Here is a 12,589-nt window from a genome sequence, read left to right as displayed (position 1 = left end):
ACATGAAGATCACGATGCTGGGAACCGGAGCCGCGCTGCCCGATCCCGACCGGGGCCAGTCTGCCATCCTGCTGACCCTGGATGACGATACCCATTACCTGTTTGACTGCGGCGAGGGCGCCACGCGACAGATGGTGCGCGCCAACGTGGATCCTGCGAAGGTGGGCTTCGTGTTCCTGACGCACCTGCACCATGACCACATCTGCGACTATCCCTATTTCGTCATTTCCAGCTGGATGCTGAACAAGACCGGCGCGCCGCTGGTGCTGGGGCCGAAGGGCACGCGCCATTTCGTCGACCATCTGTTCGAGAACGGCGCCTACCACACCGACTACCAGGCGCGCAGCGCCTATCCGGTGCGCCAGGCCAATCTGGAAGCCATGCGCCCCGAGGTGCGGGAAGTCAGCCCTGGCCCGGTGTTCGACGACGGCAGGGTGCGCATTTCGGTCGACTGGGTGGAGCACATTCCGCGCGACGTCTGCGAATGTTTCGGCGTGCGGGTGGAGGCCGAAGGCAAGGTCATCGCGTTCAGCGGCGACACGGCGCCCTGTGAAGCCATGGTGCGCCTGGCGCAGGACGCAGACCTGCTGATTCATGAGTGCACCTTTCCCGAATCGTTCATCGCGCATCGCGCCAAGACAGGGGTGGGCACCTATGCGCACACCAGCCCCACGGACCTGGGCATCATCGCCAGCCGCGCCGGCGTCAAGAGCCTGGTGGCGACGCACTTCGGCCATTTCGATTCGACCAGCCCGGTGATCAAGCGCGCCGCGGCCAAGCATCTGCCGGTGGAACTGATGGGACCGCACCTGATGGACGAGATCGTGGCCGACATCCGCAAGAACTACTCGGGCCCGCTGCGGCTGGCGCACGACCTGATGCGCATCGACCTGTAGCATCCGCGGGGAATACCTGCCGGCCGCCGGGCCGGCGCGTGCGCGGGCGTGGCCCGCCAGCCAGGGAGAACACCATGACGTACCGGACTTGCGCCGTATCCGTTTTGCTTGCCTTGGGCCTGGCGGCATCGCCGCTGGCCGCCCGGGCGCAGTATCCCGATCACCCCATCCGTATCGTCCTGCCGTACGCGCCGGGCGCGGCGGGCGACGTGGCCATGCGCCAGATCCAGCCCCTGCTGGAAAAGCGTCTGGGCCAGCCTCTCATCGTCGATTACAAGACTGGCGCCGGCGGCAACATCGGCGCGCTGGAGGTGGCGCGCGCCAAGCCCGACGGCTACACGCTGGTGCTGGGCGCCACCAACAACTTCGTCATCAATCAGTTCCTGTACCGCAAGCTGGGCTTCGATCCGCTGGCCGACCTGGAGCCGGTGGGCAAGTTGGCGGACGTGCCGGCCTTCGTCTACGTCAGCGCGCAAGTGCCGGCGCAGGACTACGCGCAGTTTGCGCAGTATGCGCGCGCGCAGGCCGGCAAGCTGAACTACGGATCGCCGGGCATGGGCACCACGCCGCATCTTTCCGGCTACCGCCTGTCGCATGCGATGGGCGCGGGCATGACGCACATTGCCTACCGCGGTTCCTCGCCGGGAGTGCAGGCCTTGCTGGCCAACGAGATCCAGATGTACATCGGCGGCTACAGCATTGCCGCGGCCTACGTGCCGCAGGGCAAGGTGCGGGCCCTGGCGGTGGCGGCATCCGAGCGCTTCGCCGGCCTGCCCGACGTGCCTACCGCGGGCGAGGCTGGCATGCCGGACGTGGTGCAGGGCAACTGGTGGGGCTTTGCCGCGCCCAAGGGCACGCCGCCAGAGCGGGTGGCGCGCTTTGCCGGCGTCCTGCATGAGGTGCTGGCCTTGCCGGAGGTCCGCCAGGCCTTCCTGGCGGGGGGCTTCGTGCCGGGGCAGGACACGCCTGCGTCGTTCGCCTCCGAGTGGCGTAGCGAAGCGCCGCAATGGCAGGCGGTGGTGCGCGAATCCGGCGTGGTGCTGGAGAACTGAGGAGCTGGACATGGAGTACACGCGCCGCGGTTCAGGCCGCCCGCTGTTCCTGCTGCATGGCTTTTGTTCATCGTCCGCGATCTGGTACGGCCTGGCGGGTGTGCTGGCCGATGAGCATGACGTGATTGCCGTGGATTGGCCGGGCTTCGGGCGCGGCGCGCAAGCGGCCCCCTTGCAGGGATTGCCGGCCTATGCGGACGCGCTCGTCGCGCTGGCGGACGAGCTGGGTATAGGCAGCTTCGACGTGTTGGGCCATTCTTTCAGCGGCTTCGTCGCGCAGCAGTTGCTGTGCGCGGTTCCGGGGCGCGTGGGCCGTGCCGTGCTGTATGGCGCGGGCTTGAGGGTCGATGCCGCCGCGCGCTTCGAGCCCATGGACCAGACCTTGGCGCGCCTGCGCGCGGACGGCCCGCGGGCCACCGCAAGGCGCGTGCTGGGCGCCTGGTTCCAGCAGGGGGAGCAGGCGCCGGCCTACGCGGCCTGCCTGCAAGACGGCATGTCCATGAGCGCGGCCGGCGCGGCGTCGATGATTGCGGCGGTTGCGGGCGCGGACTACACGCAGGCGCTGGCGGCGGTGCGCGCGCCGGTGCTGGTCATATCGGGCGAACACGAACGCAGCCATCCGCTGCCATCGGCGCTGGCCTTGCGCGCGGCCTTGACGCACGGCAGCCTGTGCGTGCTGCCGGACTGCGGGCATGCCGCGCACCTGGAGCGCCCGCGATTGTTCAACACCGCCGTGCGTGAGTTTCTGGCGGGCCGGGAGGGCGCGTCCCGGCCTGCGGGTCAGTAGGGACCCTTGGCCGCCACGGGCGCGGCCGCGCTCTTGAATTGGCCCGCCAGCTGTTCGGCCGCGCGCGCCAGCAAGATGGCGTCCACGCCCACCGCCACGAAGGTGGCGCCCAGCGACAGATAGTGCTTGGCGCGGTCGACGCCGCTGTGCAGGATGCCGGCCGCCTTGCCGCTGCGCACGATGCGCAGGATCGCGTCGTCGATCGCCTTGACCACTTCCGGATGCTCCGGCTGGCCCAGGTAGCCCATGCTGGCCGACAGGTCGGCCGGGCCGATGAAGGCGCCGTCGACGCCGTCCACCGCGAGAATCTCTTCCAGCGCGTCCACGCCGCGCGGGGTTTCGATCTGCACCAGCACGCACATCTCGTCGTTGGCGCGGCGCAGGTAGTCAGGGATGCGGTTCCAGCGCGACGAGCGGGCCAGCGCGCTGCCCACGCCGCGCACGCCTTGCGGCGGATAGCGTACCGCGGCCACGGCGGCGGCAGCCTCTTCGGCGGATTGCACCATGGGTACCAGCAGCGTCTGCGCGCCGGTGTCCAGGATCTGCTTGATCTGCACCGCGTCGTTCCAGGCCGGCCGTACCACCGGGGCGACCGGATAGGCGGCCATCGATTGCAGCTGCTGCAGCGTGGTTTGCAAGGTGTTGGGCGCGTGTTCGCCGTCGATCAGCAGCCAGTCGAAATCGGCGCCGGCGATGATCTCGGTGGAGTAGGCGCTGGCCAGGCCCGCCCACAGGCCGATCTGGGGTTTGCCGCTGCGCAGGGCCTGCTTGAAGGTGTTGGTCAATATGTCCATGGATGGTGGCGTGGTCAGATGAAGTGGCAGTTGACGGAACCCAGCACGCCGTAATCGACGTTGAAGGTATCGCCAGGGCGGGCCAGCACCGGCCGGGTGAAGGAGCCCGACAGGATGATCTCTCCCGCTTCCAGCGCCACGTCGTGGGCGGCCAGCTTGTTCGCCAGCCATACTACGCCATTGGCCGGATGGTTCAAGACGCCCGCGGCCACGCCGGTTTCTTCGATGACGGCGTTGCGCGACAGGATGGCGCCGATCCAGCGCAGGTCCAGCTCGCCGATCTTCACCGGGCGTCCGCCCATCACCACGCCGGCATTGGCGGCGTTGTCGGCGATGGTGTCGAACACCTTGCGCGGGCGCTTGCTGTCGGGGTCGATGCTGTGCGAGCGCGCGTCGATGATCTCCAGCGCCGGGATCACGTAGTCGACCGCGTCATAGACCTGGAACAGCGTGACGTTGGGGCCTTGCAGGCGTTTGCCCAGCACGAAGGCCAGTTCGACTTCCAGCCGCGGCAGGATGAAGCGGCCCGCGGGTATGTCCGCGCCGTCATTGAAGAACATGTCGTCCAGCAGCATGCCGAAGTCGGGCTCGTCGATCTGCGAGGCCTGCTGCATGGCGCGCGAAGTCAGGCCGATCTTGTGGCCGCGCTTGATGCGGCCTTCGGCCAGCTTGATGTCCATCCAGGCGCGCTGGATGGCATAGGCGTCGGCAATGGTGATGTCGGGGTACTCGAGCGAAATCTGGCGGATCTGCTGGCGGGTGCGTTCGGCTTCGTGCAGGCGCGCGGCGATGGCGCGCACGGTATCTTTATCTAGCATCGGAGTTCCAGGTGTAATTGGGTTGGAGTGGAATCAATGGGGGAAGGGGACGAGCGTGTTGACCAGCCGTCCCACGCCTTCGATCTCGGTCACGACTTCGTCGCCGGGCTGCACGTTGACGATGCCGTCGGGCGTGCCGGTCAGGATCAGGTCGCCGGGCGAGAGCGTCATGAAGCTGCTGAAGTACTCGATCAGCGCGGGTACGTCGAACACCATGTCGCGGGTATTGCCGCGCTGCGTCTCCACGCCGTTGACGGTGGTGCGCAGGTTCAGGTTCATGGGGTCGGGCACGTCGTCGCGGTCCACCAGCCAGGGGCCAAGCGGCGTGCAGGTGTCGCGGCTCTTGACGCGCAGATTGGGGCGATACCAGTTTTCCAGGTAGTCGCGCAGCGCATAGTCGTTGGCCACGGTGTAGCCGGCCACGCAGTCATAGGCCTGGGCGCGGCGGACCTTGCTGGCGGTCTTGCCTATCACCACCGCCAGCTCGCATTCGTAATGCATGAAGGCGACGTCGGCGGGGCGGAAAGTCTGGGCGCGGTGGCCCACGAAGGTGTTGGCAGCCTTGAGAAAGCCCAGCGGCTCGTCCGGCGCCTTGAACGCCAGTTCCTTGGCGTGGTCGGCGTAGTTGATGGCCAGCGTGAAGGTGGTGCGCGGCTCGAAGGGCGGCAGCCATTGCACCGCGTCTTCGGCATACACGCGTCCGTCGGCCAGGCGGACCTGGCCGGGGCTGGCTTCGGTGGCGGCATGGATGACGCCGTCCAGGGAGATGCGGGCATGTTTCATGGCGGGCTCCTGTGCTTATCGGGCGGCGGCCAGCGCATTGCCCAGCGTGCCGACCCGGGAAATGCTGATGTCGTAACGCTGCCCGGCGCGTGCGCGCGGCGCGCCGTGGGGCGTGCCGGCCAGCAGGATGTCGCCCGCTTCCAGCGTCATGAACTGGGTCACGTCGGCGATCAGCCGCGCCACGGGACGGATCAGGTCGGCGGTGCTGGCGCGCTGCGTCACCTGGCCGTCGATGCGTACTTCGATGTCCAGCGCGTCCGGGTCGCCGACCGCGGCCACGGGGGCGACATCCTGGCCGATGGGACAGAAGCCGTCGCGGCATTTCTGCTTGAGCGCGGGGCGGAAGTAGCTCGCGTGCGGCACGGACAGGTCCGCCACCACGCGGTACCCCGCCACATAGTCCAGCGCCTCGGCTTCGCTCACGCGGGTCGCGCGGCGGGCGAACACCACGCCCAGGCAGGCGCCCACTTCGACCTCGTCCACGTCGGCGGGCAGGACGATGACGTCGCCGTTGCGGGCGTAGGTATTGGCCGGCTTGATGTAGAGCACGGGCGCATTCGGCGCGGCTTTGTAAGGGGGCGCGTCCACGGCGTCGCCCAGCGCGGCCAGCGCCTGGCGCGTATTCAGCGCCGCGCCCACCACGGTCCGCGGCCACGGCGCCGCGGCCGCGGCCGCGCGCGCGGCCAGGTGCTCGCGGTAGTTGTTGAGCTTGTAGTTCAGCACCGGGTCGGCTTCCTCGATCTGCATCGAGATGCCGAGCGGGCGCGCCGCCATCTGCGGCGCGAGTGCGGCGGTCAGCGCCTGGAACACCCGTTCGCCCAGGGCGGCTTTTTGTTCGGCATTGCGGCCGTGGCCGATGCGCAGCACCACGTGGACGAAGGCATTGTCGGGATGGCCGTCGACGATCAGGCAATCATCCACGCGCAGTGCGCGGGTGCGCGCGCCGGCCAGCGGGAACAGGCTGCCGTCGCCCACGGCGGCATCCTGCACGGTCCGCATCAGCGCCTGCGTATCCAGGGCCAGATTGCCCGAGTATTCGATCCAGATATGGGGCATGGCCTTGCTCCGCATGATGTAATTATCATGTTAACTAGTTTAATGAAAAACCGCGGTGACAACAATCGGCCAGAGGGCTGTCGGGGTCCGTTCCGCCTGGGGGTTTCCCGACGTTGACAGCCCGGTCAGGCAAGCATAACGTTAACTCGTTAATTAAATTGGCGCCGCACCATCAGGCGCAGACGGGACGAGGAGCCGCGCGTGAGCATCAAGCACTGGATCAATGGCAAGCAGGTCGACAGCAGCGACCGCTTCATCACCAGCAACCCCGCCACGGGCGAGGCCATCGCCGAGGTCGCCGCGGGCGGGCAGGCCGAAGTCGACGCGGCAGTTGCGGCCGCGGCCGAGGCCTTTCCCAAATGGGCCAACACGCCCGCCAAGGAACGCGCCCGCCTGATGCGCCGGCTGGGCGAACTGATAGACCAGAACGTGCCTCAGCTGGCCGAACTGGAAACCCGCGACACCGGGCTGCCGATCTCGCAGACCCGCAAGCAGCTGATCCCACGCGCCTCGGAAAACTTCAATTTCTTCGCCGAGGTCTGCACGCGCATGAACGGCCACACCTACCCGGTGGACGACCAGATGCTGAACTACACGCTGTACCAGCCGGTGGGCGTGTGCGCGCTGGTGTCGCCCTGGAACGTGCCGTTCATGACCGCCACCTGGAAGACCGCGCCGTGCCTGGCGCTGGGCAACACCGCGGTGCTGAAGATGTCCGAGCTTTCGCCGCTGACGGCGGACCAGCTGGGCATGCTGGCGCTGGAAGCCGGCATTCCGGCCGGCGTGCTGAACGTGGTGCAGGGCTATGGCGCCACCGCCGGCGACGCGCTGGTGCGCCACCCCGGCGTGCGCGCGATTTCCTTCACGGGCGGTACCGTGACGGGCAAGAAGATCCTGGCCAGCGCCGGCGGCGTCAAGAAATACTCGATGGAACTGGGCGGCAAGTCGCCGGTGCTGATCTTCGACGACGCGGACGTGGAGCGTGCGCTGGACGCGGCGTTGTTCACCATTTTTTCGCTCAATGGCGAACGCTGCACCGCGGGTTCGCGCATCTTCATCCAGCAATCCATCTACGACGATTTCGTGCGCAGGTTTGCCGAACGCACGCAGCGCCTGGCCGTGGGCGACCCCACCGATGACCATACCCATGTGGGCGCGATGATCACGCGCCAGCACTGGGAAAAGGTCACGGGCTATATCCGCCTGGCCGAGCAGGAAGGCGCGCGCATACTCGCGGGTGGCGCGGACCGGCCCGCAGGCTTGCCGGCCCATCTGGCGGGCGGCAATTTCGTCAGCCCCACGGTGCTGGCCGACGTCGACAACCGCATGCGCTGCGCGCAGGAAGAGATCTTCGGACCGGTCGCCTGCCTGCTGCCGTTCAAGGACGAGGCCGAGGGCCTGGCGCTGGCCAACGACGTGAAGTATGGCCTGGCCTCCTACATCTGGACCCGCGACATCGGCCGGGCGCACCGCCTGGCCCGCGGCATCGAAGCCGGCATGGTGTTCATCAACAGCCAGAACGTGCGCGACCTGCGCCAGCCCTTCGGCGGCACCAAGGAATCGGGCACGGGACGCGAAGGCGGCGAATACAGTTACGAAGTCTTTGCCGAGATCAAGAACGTGTGCGTGTCCATGGGCAGCCACCACATCCCCAGATGGGGCGTTTGAATCCGGCCCGGACCACAAGAACGAGGAGACTAGCACCATGGGCAAGCTCGCGCTGGCGGCCAAGGTAACGCATGTGCCGTCCATGTATCTTTCGGAACTGCCTGGCAAGCACCAGGGCTGCAGGGAGGCCGCGATCCAGGGACACCGCATCATCGGCCAGCGGTGCCGCGACCTGGACGTGGACAGCATCGTGGTGCTGGACGTGCACTGGCTGGTCAATGGCGGCTATCACGTGAACTGCAACAGCGGCTTCAAGGGCCGCTACACCAGCAACGAGCTGCCGCATTTCATCAAGGACATGGACTACGCCTACCGCGGCAATCCACAACTGGGACGGCGCATTGCCGAATGCGCCAATGCCGCGGGCGTGGGCACGCGTGCGCATGAAATCGACAGCCTGGAACTGGAGTACGGCACCTTGGTGCCGATGCGCTACATGAATGGCGACGGGCGCTTCAACGTGGTGTCGGTGGCCGCCTGGTGCGCCTGGCATTCGCTGGACGAGAGCCGCCGCTTCGGCGCGGCGCTGCGCCAGGCCATCGAGGCCAGCGACAGCCGCGTGGCGGTGCTGGCCAGCGGGTCGCTGTCGCACCGCTTCAACGACAACGGCAGCCCCGAGGCCGCCATGCACCAGATCAGCCGCGAGTTTTTCCGGCAGGTGGACTTGCGCGTGGTGGAGTTGTGGCGCCAAGGCGACTGGAAGACCTTCTGCGCCATGCTGCCCGAATACGCCGACCTGTGCGTGGGCGAGGGCGGCATGCACGATACCGCGATGCTGCTGGGCCTCTTGGGCTGGGACGGCTATGACCAGCCGGTGGAGATCGTGACCGACTATTTCGCCAGTTCCGGCACGGGACAGATCAACGCGATCTTCCCGGTGCCGGCCTGATCATTCGTCTTCGGAGGCGCGCGCGTCGGCGGGCTCGCGCTTGATCAGGTCGACCATGGTGTCGACGTCGCGATACAGGCGGTCGAGCAATTCCTTGCCGATCCGGGCCTCGATTTCCTGGTACTTCGCGTCCACTTGCGGACGCATGCGGTCGATCAGCTTGTTGCTCTTGGGCGTCAGCGAAATTTCCTGGCGCCGCTGATCGGCGCTGGAGCGCGTGCGTTTGATCAGGCCCTGTTCCTGCATGCCCGCCAGCATGCGCGTGAGGCTGGGGCTGAGGATCTGGCAGGTGCGGGCGATCTGGTTGGGTTCCATGGAGCCCACTTCGCTCAGCGTGCGCAGCACCCGCCATTGTTGTTCGGTGACGCCCGCCGCGTGCAGGATGGGGCGGAAGTGCGCCATCAGCGTTTCACGCGCGTAGAGCAGCAGATGGGGGAGATTGCGGTGGTGGAAGCTCGGACTCATGGCGGCTATGTTAGCAAGAAGCCGAGCCGCGCCGCAGCGAAATCGGACGCGCACGCCCATCGGTCCGCGCCGGGCGCGGCGCCGATGGGAGGCGGCGGTCAGGCGGGATTCTGCTGGGCCAGTTCCTGCAGGTCGTCGGGCAGGGTCAGGTCGGGCGCGGCCTGCTGCAATTCGCGCAGCGCCTGCACGGCCTCTTCCTGCTGTTCCTCGCGCACCAGCGCCCGGATGTGGGTCACGCGGGCTTCGATGTCCTGGTCGCTGAGGGCGGGCGTTTCCGGTGCGACGGGTTCGGCGGCCGGCTGTTCCGCAGGCGCGGCTTCCTGGACGGGGGCGGCTTCCTGGGCAGGAGCGGCTTGCGGCGCCGCTTCCTGCGGCGGCGCGGCCACGCGTTCGGTGACGGGCGCGGCCTGTTCGGCGGGCGCTTGCGCCGGCGTGGACAGCAGCGCGGGCGCGCGTTCCGAGCTTGTCCCTATTTCGTGGGGGGCGATGACAGGCGTGTTCTGCTCGGCAAAGTCCTGGGCTTCGCGCATCTCGGTCCAGGCGAACAGGCCGAAGACCATGGCCGCGCAAGCAGCAGCGCCCCAGGCGGGGTGCCAGCTATGGCCGGGATGCCAACGGCGGCGCACCGCCGCGTCCAATTCGGGATTGGCGCCGGGACCGTGCCTGCGATACAAGGCGCGCAGATCCCGTTCATCGTCTTCGTCGAAAGGGGGGCGGTAGGTAATGCTCATGCGCGTACTCCTCGCGCATGCGCCTGGTGGCAAGGCGCATCCGCGTCTGACCTCTGCGCACGCCGCGCCGGTGGTCCGGCGGTCTCGTCGTAGCTCGGGTCCTGTTCCGGTTTAGGCGGCTTCCTGGAAAGCCGCGGGTGATTGCGCCGCGATTCCCGCCGCCGCGCCCCTGGGGGCGTCTGGCTGCAGGTATGCCGCCCTGGGCCGGGCGGTTCGTCAATGCGCTGCACCTGATGATTATGCGCGATTTGGAGAAATCCGCCAGAGAATTTCTTGAGTTTGCATCATGTAACTTCAGCGCGTCCCTGTTTTTGAAAGCAGAATGACAGATAGCAGCACCAGCATGGGGCGCGCAAGGACAAAAGCGCGCGTTTGCGCGCGCATGCCCCCCTGGCTTGCCGGTACACTTTCGCGCATGGCCAAATCCCGAACCGTATACGTGTGCTCCGATTGCGGCGGCACCACCCCGAAGTGGCAGGGCAAATGCCCGCATTGCAACGCCTGGAACACGCTGGAAGAAACCGTGGAGTCGTCGGCGCCGGCCGCCGCCTCCCACCGCTATGCGCCGCTGGCGGCCGCCAGCCCGGTGCGCAGCCTGTCTGAAATCGAAGCCCGCGAAACCCCGCGCCAGCCTACCGGGCTGGAAGAGTTCGACCGCGTGCTGGGCGGCGGCCTGGTGGCCGGCGCCGTGGTGCTGATCGGCGGCGACCCCGGCATAGGCAAGTCCACCTTGCTGCTGCAGGCGCTGGCTTCGCTGTCCGAAGTCACCAACGTGCTGTACGTGACGGGCGAGGAATCCGCCGAACAGGTCGCCCTGCGCGCGCGCCGCCTGGGCCTGCAGACGGGCAACGTCAATCTGCTGGCCGAGATCCGGCTGGAGTCGATCCAGGCGGCGGTGTCGGAGCAGAAGCCCACCGTGGCGGTGATCGACTCGATCCAGACCCTGTACAGCGGCGAACTGACCGCGGCGCCGGGGTCGGTGTCGCAGGTGCGCGAATGCGCGGCCCAGCTCACGCGCCTGGCCAAGCAGACGGGCATCGCCATCGTCATGATCGGCCACGTCACCAAGGACGGCGCGCTGGCCGGGCCGCGGGTGCTGGAGCACATCGTGGACACCGTGCTGTATTTCGAGGGCGACACGCACTCGTCGTTCCGCCTGGTGCGCGCCTTCAAGAACCGTTTCGGCGCGGTCAATGAACTGGGCGTCTTCGCCATGACGGACCGCGGGCTGCGCGGCGTGGCCAATCCCTCCGCGCTGTTCCTGTCGCAGCATGAACAGCAGGTCGCGGGATCCTGCGTGATGGCCACGCAGGAAGGCACGCGTCCGCTATTGGTGGAGATCCAGGCGCTGGTGGATAGTTCGCATGCGCCCAACCCGCGCCGGCTCACAGTCGGCCTGGAAGGCAACCGCCTGGCGATGCTGTTGGCGGTGCTGCACCGGCATGCCGGCGTTTCCACCTTTGACCAGGACGTGTTCGTCAACGCGGTGGGCGGCGTGCGCATCACGGAACCCGCGGCCGACCTGCCGGTGCTGCTGGCCATCATGTCCTCGCTGCGCGACAAGCCGCTGCCGCGCGGCCTGATCGCTTTCGGCGAAGTCGGCCTGGCGGGCGAGATCCGGCCCGCGCCGCGCGGACAGGAACGCTTGCGCGAAGCGGCCAAGCTGGGCTTTTCGATTGCGCTGATCCCCAAGGCCAACGCGCCGCGCCAGCCCATCGAAGGGCTGGAGATCTGGGCGGTGGACCGGCTGGACGCCGCGCTGGACAAGTTGCGCTGACGCCCACAGCGGCGGTCGGCGGCGGTTTCATATCGGTATTCTGATTGCCCGGCCTGCAACCGGCCGGGCCTGCTGGAGCAAGAAGTGAGTCTGTTAGTTATCGCCGCGTGCCTGGCCGCGGGCGGCCTGATCGGTTTCATGGGCGGCGTGCTGGGCATCGGGGGCGGCCTGATCGCGATTCCCGCGCTGGTGCTGTTGATGGGCATGTCGCAGCAGTTGGCGCAGGGCACGGCCCTCATCATGGTCCTGCCCACCATCATGATGGCGGTGCGCAAGTACAACCAGCAGACCCGCATCGACAAGCGCGTGGCGCTGGCGGGCGCGGCCGGGGCCGTGGTGTTCACCTGGGTCGGTGCGCAGCTGGCGCTAGGCATAGATTCCGGTGTCCTGCGCCGCAGCTTCGCCGTTTTCCTTTTCTTCATTGCGCTGTTCTACGTGTGGCAGACCTGGCGCGCATCGCGTCCCGCTGCGGCGCGCAAGCCGGCGGCCAAGGGTGCGCCGCCCGTCTTCACGCCGCGCCGAGCCAGCGTGCTGGGCATCCTGTGCGGCACGCTGGGCGGCTTCTTCGGCGTGGGCGGCGCGGTGCTGGCCGTGCCCATCATCACGTCCGTGTTCAGGTTGCCGCAGACCACCGCGCAGGCGCTGGCGCTGAGCATGGTGATTCCGGGCTCTTTCATCGCGTTGATCACCTACTCCTGGGCGGGACAGGCCGATTGGCTGGTTGGCGCGCCGCTGGCGATAGGCAGCCTGCTGTTCGTGCCGGTGGGCGTGAAGCTCGCGTACCGTCTGCCTGAACGCAAGCTGAGAGCCTGCTTCGCATTGATGCTGTTCGCCACCGTGGCCTTGCTGGCATTCGAGAGCTGAACCGCCCGC

13 protein-coding genes are annotated in these 12,589 nt (G+C 67.7%); 7 read left to right on the top strand and 6 right to left on the bottom strand.

Features of this window, described 5'->3' with window-relative positions; translation table 11 throughout:
- Positions 1-2 precede the first annotated feature (2 nt).
- From NGK62_RS29740 to NGK62_RS29730, 3 genes are all read left to right on the top strand, one after another.
- Complete coding sequence (locus tag NGK62_RS29740; protein ID WP_013394808.1) at positions 3-896, top strand: MBL fold metallo-hydrolase; 894 nt, start codon at positions 3-5, stop codon at positions 894-896.
- A gap of 74 nt (positions 897-970) precedes the next feature.
- Positions 971-1,948: a Bug family tripartite tricarboxylate transporter substrate binding protein gene (locus NGK62_RS29735; RefSeq protein WP_251881705.1), complete on the top strand. Its 978-nt coding sequence runs from the start codon at positions 971-973 to the stop codon at positions 1,946-1,948.
- 10 nt (positions 1,949-1,958) lie between these two features.
- Positions 1,959-2,735: an alpha/beta fold hydrolase gene (locus NGK62_RS29730; protein WP_251881703.1), complete on the top strand. Its 777-nt coding sequence runs from the start codon at positions 1,959-1,961 to the stop codon at positions 2,733-2,735.
- Here NGK62_RS29730 and hpaI read toward each other — a convergent pair.
- From hpaI to NGK62_RS29710, 4 genes are read right to left on the bottom strand one after another with little or no spacing between them, the layout of a single operon-like run.
- A complete protein-coding gene (gene hpaI, locus NGK62_RS29725; RefSeq protein WP_251881701.1) occupies positions 2,729-3,529 on the bottom strand; it encodes a 4-hydroxy-2-oxoheptanedioate aldolase in 801 nt (266 codons plus the stop codon). The two genes, NGK62_RS29730 and hpaI, sit on opposite strands and share 7 nt — an antisense overlap.
- Positions 3,530-3,543: 14 nt before the next feature.
- Positions 3,544-4,347 carry a 2-oxo-hept-4-ene-1,7-dioate hydratase gene (gene hpaH / locus NGK62_RS29720; protein ID WP_059379909.1) on the bottom strand — a complete coding sequence of 268 codons (804 nt, stop codon included), beginning with the start codon at positions 4,345-4,347 and terminating at the stop codon, positions 3,544-3,546.
- A gap of 33 nt (positions 4,348-4,380) precedes the next feature.
- Complete coding sequence (locus NGK62_RS29715; RefSeq protein WP_251881699.1) at positions 4,381-5,130, bottom strand: fumarylacetoacetate hydrolase family protein; 750 nt, start codon at positions 5,128-5,130, stop codon at positions 4,381-4,383.
- Between the two features lie 15 nt (positions 5,131-5,145).
- Positions 5,146-6,186 carry a fumarylacetoacetate hydrolase family protein gene (locus tag NGK62_RS29710; RefSeq protein WP_251881691.1) on the bottom strand — a complete coding sequence of 347 codons (1,041 nt, stop codon included), beginning with the start codon at positions 6,184-6,186 and terminating at the stop codon, positions 5,146-5,148.
- Between the two features lie 201 nt (positions 6,187-6,387).
- Between NGK62_RS29710 and hpaE the strand changes: the two genes are divergently transcribed.
- Together hpaE and hpaD are read left to right on the top strand one after the other, a co-directional pair.
- The gene (hpaE, locus tag NGK62_RS29705) at positions 6,388-7,854 is read left to right on the top strand and encodes a 5-carboxymethyl-2-hydroxymuconate semialdehyde dehydrogenase (protein WP_118932811.1); all 1,467 of its coding nucleotides are present in this window, start codon (positions 6,388-6,390) and stop codon (positions 7,852-7,854) included.
- Positions 7,855-7,891: 37 nt separating this feature from the next.
- Positions 7,892-8,743, top strand: coding sequence for a 3,4-dihydroxyphenylacetate 2,3-dioxygenase (gene hpaD, locus NGK62_RS29700; RefSeq protein WP_059379906.1), 852 nt, complete (start codon positions 7,892-7,894; stop codon positions 8,741-8,743).
- Here hpaD and hpaR read toward each other — a convergent pair whose 3' ends face one another.
- Together hpaR and NGK62_RS29690 are read right to left on the bottom strand one after the other, a co-directional pair.
- Positions 8,744-9,208, bottom strand: coding sequence for a homoprotocatechuate degradation operon regulator HpaR (hpaR, locus tag NGK62_RS29695; RefSeq protein ID WP_118932812.1), 465 nt, complete (start codon positions 9,206-9,208; stop codon positions 8,744-8,746). It lies immediately after the preceding gene.
- Between the two features lie 98 nt (positions 9,209-9,306).
- Entirely contained in the window at positions 9,307-9,939 is a 633-nt protein-coding gene (locus tag NGK62_RS29690) for a hypothetical protein (RefSeq protein WP_118932813.1), read from the bottom strand.
- Positions 9,940-10,354: 415 nt separating this feature from the next.
- Between NGK62_RS29690 and radA the strand changes: the two genes are divergently transcribed.
- On the top strand, positions 10,355-11,716 hold the full coding sequence (gene radA, locus NGK62_RS29685; RefSeq protein WP_059379903.1) for a DNA repair protein RadA: 1,362 nt from the start codon (positions 10,355-10,357) through the stop codon (positions 11,714-11,716).
- 84 nt (positions 11,717-11,800) lie between these two features.
- Positions 11,801-12,580, top strand: coding sequence for a sulfite exporter TauE/SafE family protein (locus NGK62_RS29680; RefSeq protein ID WP_251881684.1), 780 nt, complete (start codon positions 11,801-11,803; stop codon positions 12,578-12,580).
- The last annotated feature ends 9 nt before the right edge of the window (positions 12,581-12,589 follow it).

The sequence above is a fragment of the Achromobacter sp. Marseille-Q4954 genome (assembly GCF_943737025.1).
In the GTDB taxonomy this organism is placed as follows: Bacteria; Pseudomonadota; Gammaproteobacteria; order Burkholderiales; family Burkholderiaceae_B; genus Achromobacter; species Achromobacter bronchisepticus_A.
The sequence above is the reverse complement of the archived record's forward strand: the minus strand, read 5'-3'. Positions and strand labels throughout refer to the sequence as shown.